The sequence below is a fragment of the Gemmatimonadota bacterium genome (assembly GCA_009838845.1).
GTDB lineage: Bacteria > Latescibacterota > UBA2968 > UBA2968 > UBA2968 > VXRD01.
Genome location: VXRD01000076.1, coordinates 1 through 23,785, shown reverse-complemented (window position 1 = coordinate 23,785; position 23,785 = coordinate 1). Strand labels below are relative to the sequence as shown.

The window sequence follows — 23,785 nt, the reverse complement described above, 5'->3', positions numbered from 1 at the left end:
ATCAACGCAAATCGATCAATTCCACTCCGCTGGGTATGTGAAATGTAAATTGATCGGGCCTGGCTTTTTTGTTGACCTTCAAGTCCGACAACACAAATGTTGTCACATCTTCGTGGATATTGCGATATTCCACTTGCCGCACCAGGTAGAGTCGTTTGTCTATCCATAGGCGAATTTTATGGATATACGTATCTTCTTTTTTTGCCAATAGATCGACCGCGTAACACGTTTTGCGATGGATCTTTTCTTCTCCCACATAAACGGGCACATAATTTTCGTCGTACCCACCCCAAAAAATCAGATCAAATAACAATTTTTCATAGTTTCGATCATTTTCCATCGCGGTGTAATCGCTCACCAACACCTGGGCATTGGCAGGCGCATAGTGCCACACGGTTTTGCCATCGCTCACCACTACCTGTACATCCGAATCCATTCGAAACTGATCGGGGCGCTGAACCAGCAACTTGCCTTTGACTTCTTGATGCTGGTCCATCACGCGCCAATAGTGTTGTTTGACAAAGTGAGCGGAAAGCGTCTCGAGATCTGCAAATTTTTTTTGCAATTTCGCAACTACCTCTGAGCCGCGCGTATCGGCCTGCACAGTTCCCGTGAAAAATAAAATACCGAGAATAGCGAGAAGGGCTTGCAGGCTACGCCTGTGGTGCATTCTACGCATCATACATCCAACTCCTCGAGTTCCTCTAAATAGTCTTCGTCAACGAGGACTTCGCGCCCCTTACTCGATCCATTGGACGGACCAACAATACCGGCGGCTTCGAGTTCGTCAACAAGGCGTGCGGCCCGCGAGTATCCGACCTTCATCCGGCGCTGCAGGAGCGATGCCGAGCCCTGCTGGTGGATAACCACCAATCGCAATGCCTCATCAAACCTGGCATCGCGCTCATTATCTACAACAGAAAGATCGCTATTTTCGCCTTCAAATTCAACTCTGTCGAGTTCGACATCCTGATCGCTCACCCAGGCCACTAATTGTTCGGTTTCTTCGGTATCGATCCACGCACCGTGAAGGCGAATGGGTTCTGGTTGTCCTGGAGGCAAAAATAGCATATCTCCTCGTCCCAGGAGTTTTTCACCGCCATTGGCGTCAATAATCGTGCGCGAATCGACCTTGGATGCCACGCGAAATGCAATGCGCGTTGGAAAATTGGCTTTGATTGTCCCCGTAATCACATTTACTGAAGGACGCTGGGTTGCAATAATGAGATGGATGCCCACAGCGCGGGCCATTTGTGCCAATCGCGCCAGTGAGTTTTCTATATCGCTCGGTGCAGTCATCATCAAATCGGCCAATTCATCGATTACCACGACAATATAGGGCAAGGCATCGGGAATTTCTTCGCGGTCTTCCTCGGTGGGTGCTTCCTGTCGCAGCCGCACCATTTTGGCATTAAAATCAGTGATATTGCGCGCGGTAAACTGCGCCATTGTGCGATATCGGTTCTCCATCTCTGATACCGCCCACTTGAGCGCATCCGATGCCATTTTGGGATCGACGACAACAGGTGCCAGGAGATGTGGAATATCGTTGTAAATTGACAATTCCAGCATTTTGGGATCCACCATAATAAAACGCACTTCCTCTGGTGTGCAGCGGAACAAAATACTGGAAATCAGTGCATTGATACATCCCGACTTGCCAGACCCTGTTGCGCCGGCAATTAACAAATGCGGCATTTTTGCCAGATCGGCACAATAGGGGTCACCCGAAGCTGTTTTGCCGAATCCGAGCATCAATTTTGAATCGGACTGCTCAAATGCGCGCGATTCCAAAATTTCTTTTAAGAAGACCGTATAAGGTTCTGGATTGGGCACTTCAATGCCGACCGCAGCCTTTCCGGGAATGGGAGCCTGAATGCGAATGCTTTGCGCTTTCATCACGAGGGCGAGATCGTCTGCAAGTCCGACGATTTTGCTGACTTTCACGCCCGGGGGTGGTGCAACCTCATATGTCGTAATAACAGGACCGGGATTGACCTGCACCACTTTGCCCTGAACGCCAAAATTGCTCAGGCTTTGCTCCAATACCTGTGCCCCTTTAAACAGGGTTTCGCGGCCTATAATCCCATCACCCGGAGGGGGATCCTCCAGCAACTTCAAATCGGGCAGCAAATATGTCGAAGATCGCTTGCGCTTGATTTTCTTTTTCTTTTTTGAAGGAACAGGCTCTGGTTCTGGCTCAGGCGTTTCATCTGCTATCTCAAATTCCACTTCAGGCAATTTGTCTTCTTCTCGCTCAACCCGTGCCATATCTGGAATGGGATCAGCAACTGTCTTTTTTGTGTGCTTCTCTAATAGTTCATCGATGTCTTTTTCTTTTATGTCATCGGCGATCACGGGCCTGGGCATCTCGGCCAATTCGTCCTTTTCCCATTCATCTAAAATGGGGTCGTCAGCAATCTCTTCTTCAGTTGTATTTTTTTTTTGATCAATGTCCTCAATTTGATCGATATCCTCGACTTGATCGGAGTCCTCAACTCGTGCCACTTCGGTCGATGTCTCGTTCTTGTCAGACTTCTCCGCACGTTTTTTTAAGAATGTCCACTCGGGTATTCGGTTAAACGGAATATCGGTGGCAACCATCAATAGTACCACAAATAGCGTCGCCAAAGAAATATAAGAACCAACAGTACCCAAATAGGGCACCAGCAGGGAAGACGATACCATAAATCCCAGCCCACCTCCCAATTTCCAGGCCATTGTGGGGCGTTCCCAAAAGAGCACGCCTGTTGTGCCACAATAAATCACCATTAGTGAAAACAGAATGATACTGTGCATCACTAGTGATCTGACGCTCGACATCCTGAGGCGGTTCCACCCCCATACCAATGCCACAACGATCAGCGCGTAAGCGCCATAGCCCACGCTAAATAGCAAATGGTAGGATAAGTGTGCGCCGAGCCACCCAACCAGATTTTGCGCCAACTCGTTGGGGCGCGTCGAATTGGGGGGGTCCTCAGGCGAGTGCGATAGCAGGCTCAGAACCATCAATAGCGCGAGTGCAATCAAGCATATGCCCAAAATTTGAAAAGGTAATCTCGACTGATCTTTTGAGGTCTCAGGTAATGCCTTCGATGACTGTTCCATATTTGTTCCTCACAGCATCAAAGGGGAGAATAGGTCCGATGTGGGGACATCGACAAATAAAAATAAGAAGTGAAAAGAAAAAAGTCCACCCAACACCACACTTTATTCGCTTATACCTTTTGCCAGCACCACAGATTTTCGGGTGTGGAATAATTCGCCTTCCGGTGTGCTGACTTCCAGGTAGATAACATAAATACCGGGCTTTAAAACTTGTCCATTATCGTTGCTCCCATCCCAATTTACAACGCGCTGACTGCCGCTTTCAATACTTCTGAGTAAGGAGGCCACGCGTCTGCCCGTGCGATCAAACACCCACAAATTTGCGTGGAGTCTGGGGGAGGGCACCCGATATGTAATGGCGACTTGATCGACAAAGGGATTGGGTTCAACCACCACAGATAACTCCGCTACGTCATTGTTAAATCGAACGCTATTTGCAGTCCCAGGGGTCGCACCCTGCGGATCCTGGCTGTCGAGCCAGTTGTTTTGATCTCCCACTACAGTGAGATCAATGCGTTCCAGACTTATATCAGTCGCTTGTGCTGGATAAAAGATGCTATCGACAAGCGTTGCCGTCGCATCGCGCAAAATGAGACCATCGCCCCCATTGTTCAGTCGGGGCCAGCGGGTAAGCGACAAGATGGGAACATCGAGGCCAGGATATTGCAGGCCAATAGCATTTGCGTCTTGTGCGACGATCACATATCCTCCACCATCGATGACCGCACCTGTTTCAAATTGTCCCGTTGTCCGCAAATCGGATAACGTCCACCCCGATAGGTGAACCGCGTCTGGCGAACGGTTGTACAGTTCAACCCACTCTGTCCCATCGGTAGGTCGCGCCATCACCTCGTTGATCACCACCTGTGCAGAGACCTTTATAGTCAGCAAGATCGTGCAACAAAACAGCGCACTGATTACTGAATACATTTTGTTTTTTAAATTCTGTATTCTATCCATTTATAACATCCCCAATCTTCGTCGAATCGTCCATTCTAATACCAGCAATCCCACCAGCAAAAAAAGCGGCCATTCATGTCCCCACAACCTGACCCGGTGGAGGGTGATAACAGGTTCTGGAGCCAGCACAAGCGAATCGAGAGCGGCTTTCAGATCACCAGGTCTCACATATTGCCCACCACTGCGCGTGGCAATATCGCCGAGCAGTTCGGCGCGCAGGCGCACGGTTTCGTATTCCAGGCTGTATCTTCCCACAGTAAAACGACCCGTGCCCGTGCCGAGGTCACCATCATTGGCCCGTGCCTGCACCTGAAGCTCGTAATCGCCTTGTGGAAAACGCCCCAAATTGCCAGCATACCGCCCACCGCCCAAATCGCGCAAAACAACTTCTCGCACACCCAAACTGTCGCCGACTCGCGCCAGAACTCGCGCGCCAGAACGCGGTTGCAACAGGTGGTCAAAAATGCTTGCATGCACCGCGACCGCTTCGCCGCTTCGATACGCGGGTTTTCCGGTCATGATTTTTATGCGGGACATCTCGTCGCGCGTGACCAGCCAACGCACCATATTTTTCCAAAATGCGCGTGCCACGGCATCGGTCTTGCCATCGCCCCACATCATCAATCCGTGACGCCAAAATGTTTGATAGGCTATAATCGCGGTTTTTCCCGCGCCCACGCGGCGAATTGCCAGCACTGGCATCGGTTTGCCATCAACGCGCTCTGTGGGATGATGTGCCAACACAGTTGCATTAGAAACAGGAGCTCCCACGCGATTATAAGATAGAAGTGGCGGCAATACTTCCCAGGCGTCGCGGTCGCTCAATGGATCGTCTGATACGCGCAAAATGGGGTGGCGAGAATCGGGAAACGAAAGGGCAAAAGCGCGTTCTTGAAATGTGTCTGACGATCTCAAAACCTGCACGGGCAAAACATCGGCCAATGCCGAGTGCGCGTACCCGTTATCAAAAGCTGCATCACCTCCCAGAGCCAACAGCCCCCCGCCTTTTTGCACAAAGGCGACAATTGCCTGCTCTGGTACACCTGCAAGCACTTCGTAGGGTGCGTTGATCAACGCGACTATATCGCGCTCGTCCAATGTGCGCAGTGCGCGATGTACATCTCTTTGCCACCCGGCCATCAATGTGCGTACCAGCACCTCAACTTCCAAATTGGCATCTTCTTGTAGCACGCGTCGCAAATAACCCAAATCGGCACCTGGGCTGCCTGAGAGTATTAAAATGCGCACGCGGCTTTCGAGCACATCTGTCGAGACCACTACGCGGTTGTTGCCCACCGTACGCTCGTCTGCTTGTGCCGCAATTTGTACCGAAAATGCATGCCGTCCGGATCGCTCGGGTCGGATCTCAAATTCAAGGGTCTGCTCACCATCGGCCAGCGCAATGGTTTGGGCACTCACTTCCCGATCATCCAGGAGTACGCGCACCCGCTCGCGCACTCGTTCAAATCCAGAAGAAAGTACGCGCACTTGCATCACCAGCGACCTACCCACATAGCCCAGGGGATCGATAACCGCCGATACTATGGATACATCTTTAGGTGCGACCGGGTCACCTGTTCCCACAGCGATCACTGGCGCGCCCAGATCAACCGCTGCCCGCTCTGGGCTCCCACCCAAATTTTGTCCGCCATCTGAAATGAGCACCACAGCGGCAAGCCCTTCACCCATTGTTTGCTCGCGCAACGCATCTAATGCACCTGCCAGGTCGCTCGCTCGCCCCGCCCATGTAAGTTCTTCTTCCTCGCGCATGTGCGTCAAAACATCGGAAAACCGAAACTGCGTCACTCGCGCACGATCGCGCAAATTTTTGAGCGAGTGACCGGCCAGCAAGGCTTTTACTACTTCAAAACGCGCGGTATCCCCATCTGCTATTTTCATGCTTTCGCTGTCGTCGATGAGCAGGGCGACTAAGGGCAAACGCTGCGTATGCAATGTCAATGCGAGAATCGGCTCCATCAAAAGGCCAATTAGCAAAACAAGTGCCGCGACGCGCACACCCAACAACAATTGATGTGTGCCCTTAAGGCGCGAGCGATACATTAGAAAAGCGAGATAAATTCCGGCGCAGCCAACGATTAATAACAGCCACCCATCTGAGGTGGAAAATCCAATATCGCGCAGCATTGTTATACCTGCCGCTCGCGCAGTCCAGGCAGCGGCAACCGTGGGGCCGCATTCAAATTGCCTCCGGCAACTTCACCTCGCGCCAATCGAAAAGCACCTGCGCCGGCAATCATCGCCGCATTGTCCGTGCACAAGAGCGTGGGCGGATAAAACACACCCATCCCGAGTTTGGACGCCCCGTCGGCGAGTTGTGCCCGCAGCGCGCGATTGGCGGCTACACCACCCGAAAGCAATACTCGTTCTGCACCTACTTCCCGTGCCGCTTTGAGTGTCTTATCCACGAGCACATCGACCACAGCCGCCTGAAAACTCGCCGCAATATTCGCTCGAATAGCTTTAATATCCTCCACAGGGAAATCGCGAATCCGATAGAGTACAGAGGTTTTTAGCCCACTAAAACTAAAATCAAATCCCGGATCGTTGATCAATGCACGCGGAAAATCAAACGCATTGGGGTTTCCCTCTTCGGCAAGCATTGAAATGCGCGGTCCGCCCATGGTGACCTCGCCTTCGCGCAATAGCCCCAGTATTTTAGCCACTTTATCAAATGCTTCACCTGCGGCATCGTCGCGCGTGCGTCCCCAGCGCTCGTAATTGCCCCACGCACAGACATAAATCAATTCCGTGTGTCCTCCTGAAGCCACCAGTGCCATAAAAGGTGGCACCAGGTCGGGATGCGCCATACTGCCTGCAAATAAATGGCCTTCAATGTGATGCACACCCACAAGGGGTAGCCCCGAACCCAGTGCAAGCCCTTTGCTCACGGAAATGCCCACCAGCAGGGAGCCGACCAGGCCGGGTCCCTGTGTCACAGCGATACCACCTAAATCGCCCAGTTTCAGGTCGGCTTCTAAAAGTGCTTGATCGACGACGGGCAGGAGTGTTCGTATGTGGTTGCGAGATGCCAGTTCGGGTACCACGCCGCCGTAGAGACTGTGTTCTGTTTGGGAAAAAATCGCGTTGGAATAGATATGCCCATCAGCTACCACGGCAGCGGCAGTTTCGTCGCAGGATGTTTCAATACCTAAAATGGGCCGATCAGAAATGCTCATAAGTATGTATCAGTTGTTGGGAAATTAAGGGGAGTGTATCGGCATACGAAGGGAAAAAAGAAAGAAACCGGTGCCGCCCTTTTTGGAGAAGGTGAAACGGCAAACCGGTAAGGGGAAAAACAACCATTTCGGCGAGGTATTCCCCGCCGAAATGGCAGCTCTACTTGTAGGACTCGGTAATATCCCGGCCCGTGCTAATTTCACCGTTGTCAATCCGCAAATTAAATCCGCAGTTGGGATTGTTGCATACCCATGCTTTGTACATGATAGATGCCCCATCGCGCCCATAATCCGACAGCGGTAGCAAAATACCCGTGTTGCACTTCAAACACTGTGGAAACGCTTGCTCCATAAAACCCTCCTCTCCACCGGCGTCGTTAAAAAAATCTCGCCATGCACACAACCCTTTCGGCCATAAATAGGGGTGATCATGGCCAGGGAATAAATTTGAAGATAATGTAACAAACTTATGCACAAAGTCAACTTGTTTTATCCCGATTTCCCATGCTCATCCCGCGCCAAAGCAATTGACAAGTGCATTTTACCGCCTTATTTTTGGACACCTTCTCCCCGTGTTTTTAGACCCTTACTCTGGAGGAAGTATATGCCTACAGGTATTCGCAATTTTGTCATTTTTGCCATCGCCATAATCGTGTCGTGGATTGTAGGGTCAACTGTGCCGCCTACATGGACCGTTGAACAAATCACCTTAGACGTCCTCACAGACGATAGCGGCAATCTGTATTACACCTACAGAGGAAAACCTGCCTATTTCGATGCGGTGCCGCTTGAGCAAGCGCAGCTCAACCCCTCGAGAATACACGGATCCAGCGAAACGCCTCCCATCAAAGAGGAATTTGTCTCATCGGTAGAGGATGGAGAAACAAAATATTATCAACTCCTCGCAAAACACCACTGGGGCTACTGGTCACTGCTGCCCGCGGTGGTGGCCGTGCTCTTGTGCTGGATTACCAAAGAACCCGTTACAGCTCTTTTGGGCGGTATTATTTCGGGCGCGCTTATTTTGACTCGCTATGACTTTACGGGCGAGGTTTTAATTCCCTCATTATCAACGACAAATGCCGCGAGTATCTTATTGCTCTATTTGTGGCTCCTGGGCGGGCTTATGGGGATATGGTCGCGCACGGGTGCAGCGCAAGCTTTTGCCGAGTTTATGACTGTGCGTTTTGTTCGCGGTCCCAAAAGTGCCAAGCTCGTCGCCTGGATGCTCGGTGTTATTTTCTTTCAGGGCGGCACTGTCAGCACCGTGCTGGTCGGAACAACTGTCAAACCCATTGCCGACGAGGAAAAAATTAGCCACGAAGAACTTGCGTACATCGTCGATTCGACTGCTTCACCGATTGCCTCACAACTCGCTTTCAACGCTTGGCCCGGCTATGTTCAGGCTTTTATCTTTGTCGCTGGCGTCAGTTTTTTAGCTACTGAAGCCGACCGCCTTCTCTTCTTTTTTAAAAGTGTCCCGTTCTGCTTTTACGCGATTTTCGCCGTGTTGGGCACGTTCCTGCTCAGTATTGAAAAACCCCTCTTTTTGGGCAAGCAACTCAAGGAAGCTATGCAGCGTTCTCGAGAGACCGGGCAACTCGACGCCGACGATGCCGATCCTTTGAGTGCTAAAGAATTGCAGGGAAGCAATGTGCCCGAAGGCTACACGCCGCATGTCCTCGAATTTTTCCTGCCTCTGGGCGCGCTTATCGCCATTGCTATCGGGACTTTTATTACCAGCGGGTCTCCCAATGTGCAATGGGCTTTTGGCATCGCGCTTCTGATAGCCGTGGGTATGGCTCTTGCCAAGGGCATGTCGCTCAAAGACATTGTCGCGGGTTTTCACGATGGTCTCAAAGGCGTGGTGCTCGGCTCGGTTATTCTCTTGCTCGCCATCACTATTGGCGGTATCAGCAAGGAAACGGGCGGAGGCATCTTTTTGGTGGAGCAACTCGGAGATACCATTCCATATTTCATTTTGCCGGTCTTGCTTCAAATTCTCACTATGGCGATTGCCTTTTCCACAGGTACGAGTTGGGGCACGTATGCAGTTGCTTTCCCACTGGCTATGCCACTGGCCTGGGCGGTTGCGGGTGCAAATGGTCTTTCACATCCCGAACTTTTTATGACGCTGTGTTTTGCCGCCGTTATAGACGGTAGCGTTTACGGCGATCAGTGCTCGCCCATTTCAGATACTACGGTTCTCAGTTCTATGTGTACGGGTTGCGATCTGATGGATCACGTCAAAACGCAAATTCCACAAGCCTCCATTGCCGCTGGCATGGCAGCAATCTGCTGGACCGTCGTCGCTTTCTTTACAGCATAAGAGGATTTTTTACAATTCATTAAGCCAAAAGGAGGCACACAATGCCTGTTGGAATGATGCTGTTTATGACATTTATAGTGACTTTGTTCGTCATTGGTTTTATTGTTATTTCTTCTGAACACAAAAAATCAGATTGAATATTCCATTGATGAATCGCCTTTTTCACGCAGAGCTCGAATTGCCCATTCGCGGCAAAAGTCAGCGCGTTACCCGTCGTCCCAATGTGGCTTCTGGCGAAACGGTAGTTCTCTTTGATGAAGAAGGTCCAGGGTGTATCGATCACTGGTGGCTCACTTATGGGTATAAGCGCGAAGGCGATGCGTGCGATCCCATCCACGATTTGCAACTCCGCCTCTATTGCGATGGGGAGGACGATCCCACTGTAGATCTCCCCATCGCTCGTTTTTTTGCCATTCTCTTCGAACACGATATTTATCCCATTGATAGTGCGGCCATCAAAATCCTTCCCAAAAACGCGCTCAATTGTTATTTGCCCATCCCTTTCAAATCGCTGCGTCTCGAAATCACGAATAATAGTGGTCGCGCCATTTCGCTCTGGTTCATGGCCGATTGGTCGTCGTATGACAATACCGAATTGACTCCATTGCGCCTCCACGTCACGCACCGGGGCGAATACCCCGCCCAATCGCTCGGCAGTATGCTGATGGCCGACTATTCGGGTAGTGGGTTTATCGCGGGCATGGTCAAGGGTGTGGTGGTAAGAGATCGCGCTGATGGCTGGTATCATACCGGGGGAGACCTGTGGTTGCTCGATGGTGAAAGCGATCCTCACGCCCTGCGCGGCATTGGCGGCGAGGATATTTTCAATATGAGCTTTGGGATATGGAAGGCACAAACCGACTGGGTCGGCGCGCCGCATATCCATCGGAGTACTGGACACACGGCGGGTGGCTCTGGTTACGAAGGGGTGATGTACCGCTTTTTTGGTCCCGATCCAATATGGTTTGATCATTCGGCTATTATTCGTTTTGGCTCCCGCGGGAATGATCTTGAAAGCGTTATTTACGCCTATGTCAATCCCGCCGAATCCCCGGCTATTCTCACCCCAGCCCAATGGCAAATCGCCGGGCCTTTTCCCTGCAATACACGCGAAGATTTCAATCGGTCCGAATGGGCCGAGAAATCTGTCGCGGATTGGTCCGATGTCCATACCGCTGATTTTGACATCTACATGGGTGAGAATGCGCCCACCATATTTTCTATGCCTATTCACGCGGATTCAGAGCGGGGTTGGTGCGATTTCACGCGGCACCTTCGAGGTCGCAAACGCACCAATGTGGGCACCCAACCCGCCAATGTCTCGGCTTATGCGGTGGGACAAATTACTCTGTCCGAAGCAGAGGCGTACACCCTTGCCATCGGTTACGACGATTGGATTCGCGTGTGGGTCAATGGTGAGGAGATCTATGCGGGGGAACATGAGAATGGGTTCGCCATTGACCATATTCCATGTGAACTTCCAGTTGGATCTTCGGAAATACGGATCAAACTCTCAAATTTCGACAATGCCCAATGGCGTCTCTGGACTTTTCACGCCGCATTGCAAAAAGTATAAAAAAAACCGCAGGACGTTCTCAGTCCTGCGGTTCGCGTTACTTTTTTACTGACTCTCATCTCGACACCGAGGCAGATGGGTCGCCCTCGATCCAGGCTTCACCTCCGTCTGTCCAAACTTCTTTTTTCCAAATCGGTACGGTCTGTTTTAACCGATCAATCGCGTAGTGACACGCTTCCAAAGACGCTTTGCGATGTGGGGAAGAAATCGCGATTAGCACGCTGATTTCCCCAATTTCCAACCGTCCCACGCGGTGCAATATTCCCACGCAATCCACATCCCACTTTTCTTTTACCTCATCTCCAATTTCACGCATTTTCTTTTCGGCCATGTCTCTATAGGCATCATAGACCAGATAGGAGGTTCCGCGTCCTTTTGTATTGTCTCGCACCACGCCCGCAAATGTGGTTACAGCGCCGTCCGAATCTGCCAGCACCGCATTGTACAACGCATCTGGTTTTATCTCTTCTTCCTGAATTTTATACACATCGCCAGCCATAATAATTTCCTCTAAAGGCGAATGGGTAGGCTCCTATCCACCACTTACAGGGGGAATGAATGCTATCTCATCGCCATCTTGAAGTTCCGCATCCCGTTCCACATATGCCTGATTGACCGATACCATCAAACTCGGTGCCATGTCTGTAAATCGCGCCTGTTCCATTGCGAGCTTTGATATCAAATCCGTTACTGTCGCACCATCTGGTAGTGTCATTACCCGCTCGCCAGTGCCAATCAAGTCGCGACAAGATGCAAAAAAGAGCACTTTGATATTCAATTTCCACTCCACATAGAGGGACACCATAACACGAACCGCTACTTCTTTTTTCGAAGCCGAGGATTGTCCTGAATACCCGGTTTGCGACCGCGTTTGGCGATGGGTTTGCCATCGATTTGCTTAATGTCTGCTGTAAAATCAATCGGGGATGCGCCGCTGATTGCACTGCCCACGCCAAAACCGACAATCGGACACTTCAGCCGCACAAATTCTGAAATCCGCTCGGGCGTTAACCCGCCACTTACAAAAATCCCCACCTGGTCAAAGCCCGCATCGTCCAATGCCCTGCGCACGCGCCAGACCAGATCGGGTGTAACCCCACCCAATTCCGAGGGTGTATCCAGGCGGACTCCCCACAATCGTCCGGCCATTGCACGCGCGACGCGCACGCTTTCTTCGGCTTCGTCTCGAAATGTATCTACCAGTATAACACGTCGCACGGAATCTGGCATGTGGGTATCAAAAGCCCGGGCGGCAGCTACTGTATCGCCGTAAATCAACATCAGAGCGTGTGGCATGGTGCCCGATGCTTTTTGATCGGATAGGGCTGCGCCTGCCGGTGTTGCACAGCTCGCACAGCCCCCGATTAATGCGGCGTATTCCATGCGGTCTGATACAGCGGGATGTACGTGCCGCGCGCCAAAACTGATCACGGGTATCTCTCCCGCGGCTTCCACACAGGCGCGCGCCGCAGTGGCCCAACCGCTGCCGTGAGCGAGCGTGCCCAATAAAGCCGTTTCAAAAATTCCGATGGCGCGATAATCTGCGTGAAGGCGCAATACCACTTCTTTGCGCGCCATTGCCGATCCTTCCTCCAGCGACCAGATCTCTGTATTTTCGGGCAATATCTGGCGCAAAATATCCAGGACCTCTCGGATGCCGCACAAGAGACCATCGGCATTGGGAAATACCTCCATAACCACCGATGGATTGCGGCTTTCGGCTTTGAGTACCTCGAAGGTATTTAGAAAATACTGATCTGCCCGGTTTTTGTCCAAGAATGGAATGTCATTCATATCTAAAATACGGAGTGGGCCGGCACATAGACGTCGCCTCTACTGCGCCAATTTTTCCTTCATTGCATCCAAAAATGCCGAAGGAACCCGAACGGTTCCCATTACGGCTTGACCGCGACCATCGCCGTGGCAATCTGATCCGCCAGTTGAGAGGAGGCCATAGTGTTTTGCCATATCCGAATAGCGACGCACATCTGCGTGGGCGTGTTTGACATGCATCACTTCTATACCGTCCAATCCCTGTTTGATCAGGTTGGGAATGAGAGCATCGCGGCGGTACAAAACGGGATGTGCCAGGCTGGCCAATCCACCAGCCGCGTGAATAACTTCTACCGCTTCGCTCGGCGTCAATACAAATTTGGGTTGGTACGCGGGTTTTCCATATCCCAGATATTTTTGGAATGCGTGATCGTGTGAAAATACAAAACCCTCTTCGACCAGCACGTCCGCCACATGGGGGCGCCCGATAGCAGCATCGCCCGCTTTGAGTAATACATGCGCCATCGTGATCCGCACGCCCAGGCGATTGAGTCGAGCCACTATTTTTTTAGCGCGATTGTGTCGCGCATCTTGAAATTTCTGTAAATACGCCAGTAAATCCGAATTTACAGGGTCGATAAAATAGCCCAGGATGTGGATGTCTATGCCGGCTTCCTGCGCGCTCAATTCGATGCCGGGAATTACTTCCACACCGATGTTCTGACCGACATTCTGAGCCTCTTGCACGCCAGCAACCGAATCGTGATCCGTCAGACTGATGGCCGATAATCCCAATTCGGCTGCTCGCTGAACAACCTGCATTGGAGAGAATGTGCCATCCGATTGCGTCGAATGCAGATGCAAATCAATATAAGATGCCATAGATAGTCGGTTGTCAGTGCGATACGTACGTCAATTTCGATGCCTGTGTTTTGCCTTCGCGCTGTAGTTTGCGCAATTGTCCGCGCAATAAATTGCGCTTGATCGCGTTGAAATGTTCGAGGATTAGTACGCCATTTAGGTGGTCAATTTCGTGCTGAAGAGCTTTGGCGGCAATGCCTTCCAGTGTCATCTCAAATACACTTCCATTTTCGTTGAGCGCGCGCACTCGCACCTGTGCCGGACGTTTGACATCTCCGACAATTTCCGGCAGGCTCAGACACCCTTCTTCGCCAATACATTCGCCTTCTGCCCATAAAATTTCTGGGTTGATAAATACCAGGGGTTCCGACATGGGGTCGCGAGGACGGACATCCATTACCAGAAGTCGCCCTGTAAAGCCCACCTGTTGCGCCGCAAGGCCAACGCCTTCGGCCTCATACATTGTTTCGAACATGTCCGCAACAAGCTGCCGCACATCATCGGTTATATCGCGGATAGGTGTCGCCTTTTTTCGCAGCGTTGGACAACCGAATTTTTTTATTTCGAGTAAGGCCATATTTATCAGCGAATCAACAATAACGCTTCATTCAAACTGCCCGTGCGATATCCCTGGAGATCGAGAGTGACATAGCGATATCCGATATTTTTGAGTTCCCGAGCCACAGCCTCGTTTGTGCCATCTTGAAAAAAACGCACCAGATCTTCAGGTGGGACTTCTATTCGGGCAATATCTTCGTGGTGCCGAACGCGCACTTGCACAAATCCACGGGATTTTAAAAATTGTTCGGCGCGATCAATTTTACGCAATGCTTCCTCTGTGACGGCTGTGCCATAGGGTATTCGAGAAGACAAACACGCCGATGCGGGCATGTCCCAGGTGGGCAGGTGCCATCGCTTTGACAATGTTCTGACATCGTCTTTGGTGAATCCCAATTCGACCATCGGCGCGCGAATACCCCGGGATTCAGCGGCAGCCATACCCGGGCGATAGTCACCTACATCGTCGGCTATCGCGCCGTAAAGTAAATACTCAAATTGGTCTGTATAGTGTTCGATTACTTCGTCCAGCTTATCGGCCAGCGCGCTTTTGCAGTGAAAACACCGATCGGGATCGTTTTTTACGTAGTCGGGGTTTTCCATTTCCCGGGTATAGACAATGTCGAGTTGAATGCCAATTTGCTCGGCCAGTGTTTGAGCCTTTTCGAGTTCGCCAGACGCATAACTCGCGGAGACTGCGGTTACTGCCAGCGCGCGGTCGCCCAGAACCCGATGTGCTGCCGCGGCCAAAAACGCGCTGTCAACTCCGCCCGAAAATGCCACGACCACACTGCCCATGTCTTTGAGCATAGCATTTAGCTGTGCGAGTTTTTCATCAAGTGTCATGTTTTTCACCTTTAAGTATCTTTAATTGCGCCAGGTACTACTACTGCATCCACCATTCCGTGCAATATTTTTTTGTCTGCTGGACAGACCGTTGCCTGTAAGCCCGAAAGTACTGCTTTGTTTTTTATGACAAAATAATAGGGTTGCAGTCGCACCCGTCCTCTGAATGTTTCGATTTGATCGGTTTCGTAATCGTAGTACGATGCAGAAAAAGTCGCGCCATTGTGAAATTCCTGCATGATATGGGGTGTTTGTTCAAAAGCGCATAGCGCTTCGTCGATCACGCCTTGCCAATCTCGTTCGGCCATGTCGTGCCCAATGGCTACACCGCGACTGCCCCAGGCCATTTCAGAATATCCCGAGGGTTTGATGACCAGTTGCCGGTGTTTTTGTCCCAGGTGCCCCAGCGCACGCCAATCTGAAAAGGATTGCCCGTCAATTTCCAATCCCGCAATAACGCCATGGGGGGGCAAAGGCGCGGGATCTAAGATCCACGTTTTGGGAAAGGTTTGCTGCAAAAAGGCCACGGATTTTTTGCCCAAATGTCGATGCCAGAAATCCGATAACAGGGGATGGTGAAACAGCGCCATCATCATTTTTTCTTCGTGATACGCTTTTAAGGGGGGGGTGAGCTTGACGAGGCCTTTGCGTACCGCGTAAAAAATTAAATCGATTTGGGGCAGATTTCGCAAATCGAATAATTCAAAAAACCTGTATATAACGTCTATGCGCTGGCGACCATTTGCCCCATTGACAAATAGTCCATCTTCGATAAAAGATACTTCTTCGGGGCCAATGACGTAAGTTTCCAGACCAATGGCATTCAATCGGTCGCCCAAATACGACATTTCGGGCCGATAAGCCGATGCTTCTTCCGAGACCACTATGCCCAAAACAGGCGCGTCTGTGCCGGCAACGTCGCGGATCATCTGTGCAAATCCAGTGACCATCCCGTTCACACCGCCCACAATTTGATCGCCGAGTGTGGCATATCGTTCGGCCAGGCTCGCCGTAAATCCAATCCCACCGGGCACGGAATCCAATTCCGTCGCAATCATTCCCGCTCGCGTGGGTATCACATCGGGCCGAATCACGAGGGGCACATGGCTTTTGAATCGGCTCATTTGCCCAAATTTGATCACTTCTTCCGATTTGCCCTGATCCAGATACCGCGCAATCCATGCGGGTTGAATGCCCCTTATACTTTGCGAATACAATAGATTCAGTGCTTTGTAAAACTGATAGAGATGCTGCCCCAATGCTTCAAGGTGTGATAGGACCGGAGGCGGTAGCCACCAAGGGTCGGGCGATACGCGCCACGAGCTGTTCGACTGGGGATGTACCTCGCGCTGTACTTCGGTATATAAACCACCTCTGGGTGTCAGATCGTCAATATGTCGTGCCCGTTCCCGGGCGTCCATCTCGTCAACGGACTTCTCCGTGTCACACATGCTCATAAAAATTCCTTCGATTGGCGTGTTTGCATTTTTTAAAATCCATCCCCTAAAATACAAAGAACAGGGAGTTCTGCAAGATACGAAGCCCTGTTCTGTTAATGATAAGTATGTAGGTGCTTATCCTCTGCGCTTTGATAGCAGATGTTCACTGATAAGCGCGCGCTCAGCCTCAGAGAGCACTGGCGCATCCTCTTGTTCGGAGGGGGATTCTGCCTCATTGACCTCCAGAGGTTCTTCCGGTTCGGGCGGCTTGGATGGTAGCGACGGTTCTGAAGCTACTCCAGGTGGCTCAACAGGTGGTAGGGTGTCCAGGTGTATTTCTTCTTCGGCCAGTTCATCTTCCAGATTCAATCTCGCGGTAACGGCGTTATAAATTGATTGGGCGGCTTCAACTCGAGCTTCCACCTGACGGATTGATTGGCGCAATTCGTCTATTATAGCCAATGCATCTTCAATTTCTCGACGCGCATTATCGAGGACTTGCTCATAGAGTATATCTGCGGAATCACCATCTGGAGCTGTCATGAAAATATCCTTACTGTTTGTGAGAATCCGATATGCACCGTAAGTATAAGGCACACAATATCAGATAGCAAGATAAAATAGAGTTTGAGATGCGGAGCAGTTATTTGGCGAACTCAGAGATGATTCACCCCGTACCAAACCCCAGGGATTGGCAAGCAGGCACGCAAGATCTCACCGGCGCGTCCGCCTGCATCTAACATCGCGTTCTCAGTTCCTTCCAGGGTTCCAAAAATTAGCTGTGCCGCTGCACCTCGGCTTTCGGCGACCACGCGGTCGCCGCCGTAGTAGATGTGATATTCATCGCCCACTTCCCGAAATACCAGCCCCCGGGCGGCGTGTTCTCCAATTCGTTCGATAAAATAGGGGCGCATTTTTTTGAGCAACTGTTCAAAGTGAATGATCATGGTCGTGCCGGGCAGATTGGCTGGTTCACCAGTCAAATCGCGCGCTTCCAGCAGGCCGCGCAATACGGTGTCGAATCTCTTGACGTGCAAAGACAACTGATTCAAATGCTGATTGTCGATAAATTTGCCCAATGCGCCGACGATTGCAGACCGCTCACCCGCGTAATCGAGCAAGTTCACTTGTCCTGCATCTCGCTCGCGCGCCTGTTGTATGACTCCAAAAGCAACGGGTTGATCACCCCGATGGATCAGGTAGGTTTTTGCCGGGCGGTTCTGCACCCATCCATCTATGCCAAAGGCGATGTCCGAAGGCGGGCGCAACCAGCGTACGGGTTCGCGCCGGTAAATGGCTCCAATTGTTTCGATATCTGCTTTTGATGCCTGTGTTATCGTCCAGGTTGTATCGTCAAAGTCGTTTGCCCTCTCGCTTGCGATGTGAAATATCCTGTCTCGTCCCACATATCGACACCCATATCGGTGGTACATGTTGCGATATCCCGATACCAGGATATAATCCACGCCATCTTTGCGGCAGTGGCGCATGGTATCTCGCAAGAGTGCCGTGGCATGGCCCTTACCCCGATGGGCTTCGTAAGTCGCCACCCCTCCCAGAGACGCTACGCGGAGTGTGCATCCCATAATGGATATGTTCCGCCGAATTGTGCCGATGTGTGATACGACTTCGCCGTTTTCTACGACCACGCGCAAATTGTGCATATTATCGTCGTTGAAGGCGTGTGGTTGAATATCTGACAGCCCCTCGAAAAATACGTTGTCGAGTAGCTGACACAAACGCCCTATTTCATCGCGGCGCACGCTGCGAATCCCATTTTCCCAAGATGCTTCTGGCTCTCTGGGCATAAAGATCTCCTGCAAATCAACCGGGAAGAAAACAGCGATACACACTGTCTTATCCCTTCAGATATTTGTCAAATATATCCAAACACTTGTGGCCACTAAATTCGTGGACCCCATCAAATCGATCTTTCACCAACTGATCGCGTGCATCTGCCGCGCGATAGATTTTTGACAGGTGGCGAAATGCCCGTTCAGCATCTGAGATTTGAAAACCCGGGTCGCGTTCGCCCATCTCCACGACCAGAGGGCGAGGCGCGATCAAGCCCGCAACATCGGGAATATCGCCGATCGCCATCAACCCCGGCATATATTGCGCACCGCAAAAATTTGCTCTTCCGGGCATTGCGCCTTCTCGCAATGTGCTGAGATATCCGCTGATACACGCGCATTTGATCCGCTGATCCAGAGCGGTCAAATAGGTCGTCATTGTGCCGCCAAATGACACGCCCAAACACCCGATTCGCTTTTCATCCACTTCTCGGCGCGCCTGTAAATAATCCAGTGTGCGAAACCCATCCCAGATTTGCAATGCCAAAAAGTGATATCCGCGATACCCTTCTGCCATGTAATTTACGTTGCACTTGTCGCGCGTTTGGCGCACCCAATCTTCGGGGCTCATCCGCTCGCCAAATCCGCGCCAATCCGGTGCGATGACCACATAGCCTCGCTGCACGAGTTGGATACCCAACTGCTTCTGATAATCCTCGTGTGGCTTTTCATCTGCGTCCAAACCCACGAGTGGATTTTTGCCTATCCCATGACCGTGTGCTGCCAGAATCCCCGGACGCTTTTCGCCTCGCTTCAGTCCCTTTGGCACCAGTACAAATGCGGGGACACTGGCAAACTGCTCTGTGTCAAACGCGACTTTTTCGCGCACGTAATCCCCCATGTCGTCCCGGCGTAGCACTTCTGCCCGAAGGGGCACGCGTTCTGGCATTGGTCCCAGATTTTTCGTCAATCGCGCGCGGAATTTTTGACTCCACAGACGCCAGTCATCCACAGTCTGTCCATCAAAAGTTAGTTCGGATTTTGTCGCCCGCATCCACGCAAAAATAGATTCATAAGGCGAGAAGAAGCGTTTGCGTCTGTCCATTGGTCCCTTCCTTTTTAAGCCAAAATACCCACTTCCCACAAAATACAGGCTATGGCAAATACTACATATACCAGTGATGCAATTACCATCATCGCGGTACACCCTTTGCCAGGTTGGGCGGTTTTTGGCAAGTAGCGATAATTGATGTATAGCATCAGTGGCACGTAAATCGCCATGGCAAATCCGCCCATATAGGCCGCATTGAATAGAAAGCCCAACTCACTTACACCGTATTGTTCCATCACAAAAGTGATCACACATCCTGCCACAATCCATATTCCCGCGACGAGAAGATACCACCAGCTCAGTTCTCGTTTTTGCGCGCCCTTAAAATTGGTATATACAATGTCTGCTATTGATCGCGAGACCCCATCCACGAGGGCGAGTTGTGTGCCAAATAGCGTTGCCAGCCCCACCAGGAGAAAGATCACGCGGCCCATGTCGCCCCAAATTTCGCCCAGAATAGCGGCTTCGTCCCAAATCAGCGTGCCTTGCGCAGGCACGATGCCCTGGGGATGCAGGACTGCGAGAGATCCAAAGATGAATAACATCATTGTAATGGAGTTTAATCCCCAGAAAAACAACATCTGATCTTTTTTTATATAATCCCACCAGGCCTTGAACCTCGTCGCGTTTTCTTCTGTTTCTTCAAATACAAATCCGGTTGACGGTATGGCTTCTGCGCGGCTCCGCAATGGATTTTGCATGATTGGCACATGTGCGCCCATGCCGATGTGTTTATCGCGCAAATAAAAGGTGTAAAACAAATTTGCTGTTCCCCCAGCTCCGGCAAATACGATGGCGATGAATAGTGCCTTTACGGACATATTTGGATCTTTGTAACCGATGTTCGCGATTCCTTTTCCCAGGTCGATCCACGTTTCTGCCGTGCTCACGGCAAAAGCCACCATAATTAATCCTATGGTGACAATCGCCACCATCAGTTCAACGGCTTTTTCCATTGAATTGTAAATGAGCTTGGGGCCAAATAAAATTAGTGCGACGCCGATAAATGTAATCACGGTCCAAAATGTATCCGAGCCCCAACCATAAGGACCGACGAGCAGAGCTTTGAGGGCTAATCCCGAAGCGCGTCCCCATCCCGGGGCGATCCAGGAGAATAATGTGATTAAAATAAATAGTGGTGCAAAGCCGCGCCACACACGCGCAAATCCCGTATATACTGTCTCGCCCGTGGCTATTGTCCATCGCCCGACCTCAAAGTTGATCCACATTTGCAAAAACACACCGAGTACCGCAGCCCAGATCATACTCGCCCCATATTCAGCGACTACAAGAGGCCACACAATGATCTCGCCTGCGCCGATGGACAGCCCGACCAGGATGGCACCCGGTCCCGCCATTTGCCAGAAGCCAAATTTGCGCTCGGGCAGAACGGCTGTTTTGAAGTTGTCTAATTTTTTGAGCATCTATTTTCTCCGGTTAAGCGCGTAGTGCCATCGATGCGATTTCTTTGATGCCGAGTGTTTTAGCGACTCGGCGCGATAGCGATAAGTACGTCGTCAGTTTTCCGCCGAATATATTGAGGAATTGGGTTTGCCCGCGCGTGTGCAAATCCAGTTCGTATTCCCGCGAGAGCACGGTTGCGTCGCCCTTTTTTTCTACGAGGGGACGAACCCCCACAGTGGCATCTGTGATATCCGCGTGCTGAAGCTGGCAGTTTGGCGTCAAGTACGCATTTACTGCCCGAATCAAATAATTGATATCTTCCTCCTGAATCACGACGTCATCTACGCGTCCTCGCTCTTCGCGCTCGGTTGTGCCAATTATTGTCTGGTCGCGTTCTGGCTCGGGGATAAGAAAAAAGATGCGCTTGCCTTCGGTTTGTAAAAACAAGGGGTGGGGTGTGAGCAGTTTATCTACAAAAATGTGAATGCCGCTCACTTTGCGAATCTGAAATCGCGAGGGGAACTGATAGCGCGCTATGACTTCATCAATCCACGGTCCCGTTGCATTGATCAGGGTGTGACTGCGATATTTTTTTTCTTCGACCAACACGGCAAATCCACTTTCATCCCAGGCCACGTGTTGAACGTCTATCCCTTCGCGAAATACGCATCCCAGTTCTTGCGCATCTTCTGCCACGCGCTTTGTGAGTGCGAGATCGTTTGTCTTGCCGTCGTAATAGCGCAGTACTGCCCGAATTCCTTCTCGTTTTAATGCAGGAAATTCGCGGGTAAATAGCTTTCGAGGGACTTTACGTGACCGATAGATATTGTGCCGCCCAGCCAGTGCGTCATAGAGCTTGATACCCGTCCACAACCTCCAGACGGGACGCGGGCTCTTGCGATAGATTGGCAAATAAAACGGTCGCATTGAGACCAGTTCGGGATAGCGTCCCAAAAGTTCCAGACGATCACTCAAAGCCTCTCGCACCAGCCCAAATTGTCGCGTTTCCAAATAGCGCAATCCACCGTGGATCAATCGCGACGATTTGGACGATGTGCCCCCGCCAATCGCTCCCTTGTCCAGCACCAGCACCCGTTGCCCGCGTTCGGCGAGTTCACGCGCAATGCCGCATCCATTGATTCCTGCACCCAATACAATTGCGTCATAAGTCATAGATTAGCTCTTAGTGGTCAAAAAATCCGGTACAATTTCATTTTCCAGGACCTGATTCAGTGTCTGGCGTTTCCGAATTAAGTGCAATGCGCCGTCTCTGTCCAATAATACTTCGGCCGCTTCGGGAAAGGAGTTGTAATTTTTAGACGACATGCCCGCACAATACGCTCCCGCTCCGCCAATGACCACTGCGTCTCCCTCTTTTGTCTGTGTCAACATCCGGGGCTGCAAACCTTCGGGATCATCGGGCGCAGGGGTTAATACGTCGCCACTTTCACAACAATGTCCCACCACAATATATTCGGCAACTCCGCGTTTCTCCGCCTGTGCGGGTACGATTTCAATGGGATGTTGCGCCCCGTACATGCTCGGGCGAATCACTTCGGTCATCCCGGTATCGGTTTTGATAAATTTGTACCCGTCTTTTCCGGTATCTACCACATCAATCGCCGTTGCAACGATTGCGCCAGCATTTGCGACCAGATATGTCCCTGGTTCCACTTCCAGGCGCAACGATCGTCCGGTTTGTCTCGCGGTCATTTCAAAGGCTTCGGCCACATGTTGCCCGATTACCTGCAAATCCGTCGATACTTCGCCCGGTATGCGCCCAATCTTGTACCCGCCTCCCAGGCTCAATGTGGTGGTGTTTTCAAATCCAACGCAAATTTTCAATGACATCAACGCGACGCGTTCCCACACTTCGGGATCGCTGCCCGACCCGATATGCGTATGCATGGTCGTTATTGTCAAATCGCGTTGTTTGCAAATTTCATGGACATCGGAGATATATTCATGCCAGATCCCAAAACTCGCCGCAGGTCCCCCCACGTTAGTGCGTTTGCTGTGCCCAGACCCCATACCGGGATTGATCCGCACGGAAAGGGATCGTCCAGAGAACAGGTCGCCATAAGTTCGCAGTTGATTCAGGGAACACGCATTAAAGATCACACCTTGCTCGATCAGGTATTTCAAATTTTTTGGTATCTGCTGTGCCGTAAGCATGATATGATGGCCAGGCACACCTGCCCGCATGGCGCGCTCGGCTTCATATCCACTACTGGCATCGATATGCAATCCCTTTTGCGTTAAGATGCGAATTACGGTGCTGTTGGGCAATGCTTTCATCGCATAGCGCGCAGTAAGTCCAAAGGCATTGGGGAAGTTTAACACCGCCTTGGCCTGTGCTTCCAGCGTGCGCTGGTCGTAAACATAAACCGGGGTGCCAAATTCCGCTCGAATTGCTCTTACTTGATCGCGATTCAAAAATGTTGCCACAAATTCCTCGCTTTCACGTTGTTTTTATTGTTATCGGATCTGTTAAACAATAAATAAAAAAGCTCCCCAAAGGGAGTTCTCGCGCCAGCGATTCAAGGAGTAGGGCCTCGCATCGTCTGATTGTTCTTTGGTGCGGACGGGGGGACTCGAACCCCCACGGGTTTTACCCCACCAGATCCTAAATCTGGCGTGTCTGCCAATTCCACCACGTCCGCATATTTGCCGCGAAAAGTAAAGATACAGGTTCCGCTGAAATATATCAATAAAAACGGAACCATTGACGTATTTTCTTCTTTATAGAGGATAGGAAGCCAGGCATTAATCCAGTGGTTCAGACGTGGAACCACTGTTGAAATTTCCATTTCTCGATTATAAGTTTGTA

At 51.1% G+C, this 23,785-nt stretch carries 21 protein-coding genes and 1 tRNA gene; 2 read left to right on the top strand and 20 right to left on the bottom strand.

Features of this window, described 5'->3' with window-relative positions:
* Position 1: 1 nt before the first annotated feature.
* The 6 genes from F4Y39_09975 to F4Y39_09950 form a co-directional block, all read right to left on the bottom strand.
* Entirely contained in the window at positions 2-682 is a 681-nt protein-coding gene (locus tag F4Y39_09975) for an outer membrane lipoprotein carrier protein LolA (protein MYC14039.1), read from the bottom strand.
* Positions 679-3,108, bottom strand: a complete 2,430-nt coding sequence (locus tag F4Y39_09970; protein MYC14038.1) for a DNA translocase FtsK — start codon at positions 3,106-3,108, stop codon at positions 679-681. The genes F4Y39_09975 and F4Y39_09970 overlap by 4 nt, the downstream gene beginning before the upstream one ends.
* 102 nt (positions 3,109-3,210) lie before the next feature.
* Positions 3,211-4,068 carry a hypothetical protein gene (locus F4Y39_09965; protein ID MYC14037.1) on the bottom strand — a complete coding sequence of 286 codons (858 nt, stop codon included), beginning with the start codon at positions 4,066-4,068 and terminating at the stop codon, positions 3,211-3,213.
* Positions 4,069-6,213 carry a hypothetical protein gene (locus F4Y39_09960; GenBank protein ID MYC14036.1) on the bottom strand — a complete coding sequence of 715 codons (2,145 nt, stop codon included), beginning with the start codon at positions 6,211-6,213 and terminating at the stop codon, positions 4,069-4,071.
* A 2-nt stretch (positions 6,214-6,215) separates the two neighbouring features.
* Positions 6,216-7,265, bottom strand: a complete 1,050-nt coding sequence (gene tsaD / locus F4Y39_09955; GenBank protein MYC14035.1) for a tRNA (adenosine(37)-N6)-threonylcarbamoyltransferase complex transferase subunit TsaD — start codon at positions 7,263-7,265, stop codon at positions 6,216-6,218.
* Between the two features lie 160 nt (positions 7,266-7,425).
* Entirely contained in the window at positions 7,426-7,617 is a 192-nt protein-coding gene (locus tag F4Y39_09950) for a hypothetical protein (GenBank protein ID MYC14034.1), read from the bottom strand.
* Positions 7,618-7,869: 252 nt separating this feature from the next.
* On the opposite strand from F4Y39_09950, the gene F4Y39_09945 reads away from it, so the two are divergent.
* A complete protein-coding gene (locus tag F4Y39_09945) occupies positions 7,870-9,594 on the top strand; it encodes a sodium:proton antiporter (protein ID MYC14033.1) in 1,725 nt (574 codons plus the stop codon).
* Positions 9,595-9,742: 148 nt separating this feature from the next.
* Entirely contained in the window at positions 9,743-11,170 is a 1,428-nt protein-coding gene (locus F4Y39_09940; protein ID MYC14032.1) for a DUF2961 domain-containing protein, read from the top strand.
* A 55-nt stretch (positions 11,171-11,225) separates the two neighbouring features.
* On the opposite strand, the gene F4Y39_09935 is transcribed toward F4Y39_09940, so the two are convergent.
* The 14 genes from F4Y39_09935 to F4Y39_09870 form a co-directional block, all read right to left on the bottom strand.
* The gene (locus F4Y39_09935; protein MYC14031.1) at positions 11,226-11,669 is read right to left on the bottom strand and encodes a molybdenum cofactor biosynthesis protein MoaE; all 444 of its coding nucleotides are present in this window, start codon (positions 11,667-11,669) and stop codon (positions 11,226-11,228) included.
* A gap of 33 nt (positions 11,670-11,702) precedes the next feature.
* Positions 11,703-11,975 carry a molybdopterin converting factor subunit 1 gene (moaD, locus tag F4Y39_09930; GenBank protein ID MYC14030.1) on the bottom strand — a complete coding sequence of 91 codons (273 nt, stop codon included), beginning with the start codon at positions 11,973-11,975 and terminating at the stop codon, positions 11,703-11,705.
* 11 nt (positions 11,976-11,986) lie between these two features.
* Entirely contained in the window at positions 11,987-12,964 is a 978-nt protein-coding gene (locus F4Y39_09925) for a nicotinate phosphoribosyltransferase (GenBank protein ID MYC14029.1), read from the bottom strand.
* Positions 12,965-13,003: 39 nt separating this feature from the next.
* Complete coding sequence (locus F4Y39_09920; protein ID MYC14028.1) at positions 13,004-13,825, bottom strand: PHP domain-containing protein; 822 nt, start codon at positions 13,823-13,825, stop codon at positions 13,004-13,006.
* 13 nt (positions 13,826-13,838) lie between these two features.
* Complete coding sequence (gene def / locus F4Y39_09915; protein MYC14027.1) at positions 13,839-14,381, bottom strand: peptide deformylase; 543 nt, start codon at positions 14,379-14,381, stop codon at positions 13,839-13,841.
* A 5-nt stretch (positions 14,382-14,386) separates the two neighbouring features.
* Positions 14,387-15,208 (bottom strand): ATP-dependent sacrificial sulfur transferase LarE, encoded by an 822-nt coding sequence (larE, locus tag F4Y39_09910; protein ID MYC14026.1) that lies wholly within the window; start codon positions 15,206-15,208, stop codon positions 14,387-14,389.
* 11 nt (positions 15,209-15,219) lie between these two features.
* A complete protein-coding gene (locus tag F4Y39_09905; GenBank protein ID MYC14025.1) occupies positions 15,220-16,629 on the bottom strand; it encodes a hypothetical protein in 1,410 nt (469 codons plus the stop codon).
* Between the two features lie 153 nt (positions 16,630-16,782).
* Complete coding sequence (locus F4Y39_09900) at positions 16,783-17,190, bottom strand: hypothetical protein (protein ID MYC14024.1); 408 nt, start codon at positions 17,188-17,190, stop codon at positions 16,783-16,785.
* A gap of 113 nt (positions 17,191-17,303) precedes the next feature.
* Entirely contained in the window at positions 17,304-18,455 is a 1,152-nt protein-coding gene (locus tag F4Y39_09895; protein MYC14023.1) for a GNAT family N-acetyltransferase, read from the bottom strand.
* 49 nt (positions 18,456-18,504) lie between these two features.
* On the bottom strand, positions 18,505-19,545 hold the full coding sequence (locus tag F4Y39_09890; GenBank protein MYC14022.1) for a prolyl oligopeptidase family serine peptidase: 1,041 nt from the start codon (positions 19,543-19,545) through the stop codon (positions 18,505-18,507).
* 14 nt (positions 19,546-19,559) lie between these two features.
* Positions 19,560-20,975, bottom strand: a complete 1,416-nt coding sequence (locus tag F4Y39_09885) for a hypothetical protein (protein ID MYC14021.1) — start codon at positions 20,973-20,975, stop codon at positions 19,560-19,562.
* 13 nt (positions 20,976-20,988) lie between these two features.
* Complete coding sequence (locus F4Y39_09880; GenBank protein MYC14020.1) at positions 20,989-22,128, bottom strand: glycerol-3-phosphate dehydrogenase/oxidase; 1,140 nt, start codon at positions 22,126-22,128, stop codon at positions 20,989-20,991.
* Between the two features lie 3 nt (positions 22,129-22,131).
* Positions 22,132-23,403, bottom strand: a complete 1,272-nt coding sequence (locus F4Y39_09875; GenBank protein ID MYC14019.1) for a diaminopimelate decarboxylase — start codon at positions 23,401-23,403, stop codon at positions 22,132-22,134.
* A gap of 128 nt (positions 23,404-23,531) precedes the next feature.
* Positions 23,532-23,618, bottom strand: a tRNA-Leu gene (locus tag F4Y39_09870).
* Positions 23,619-23,785: the final 167 nt, after the last annotated feature.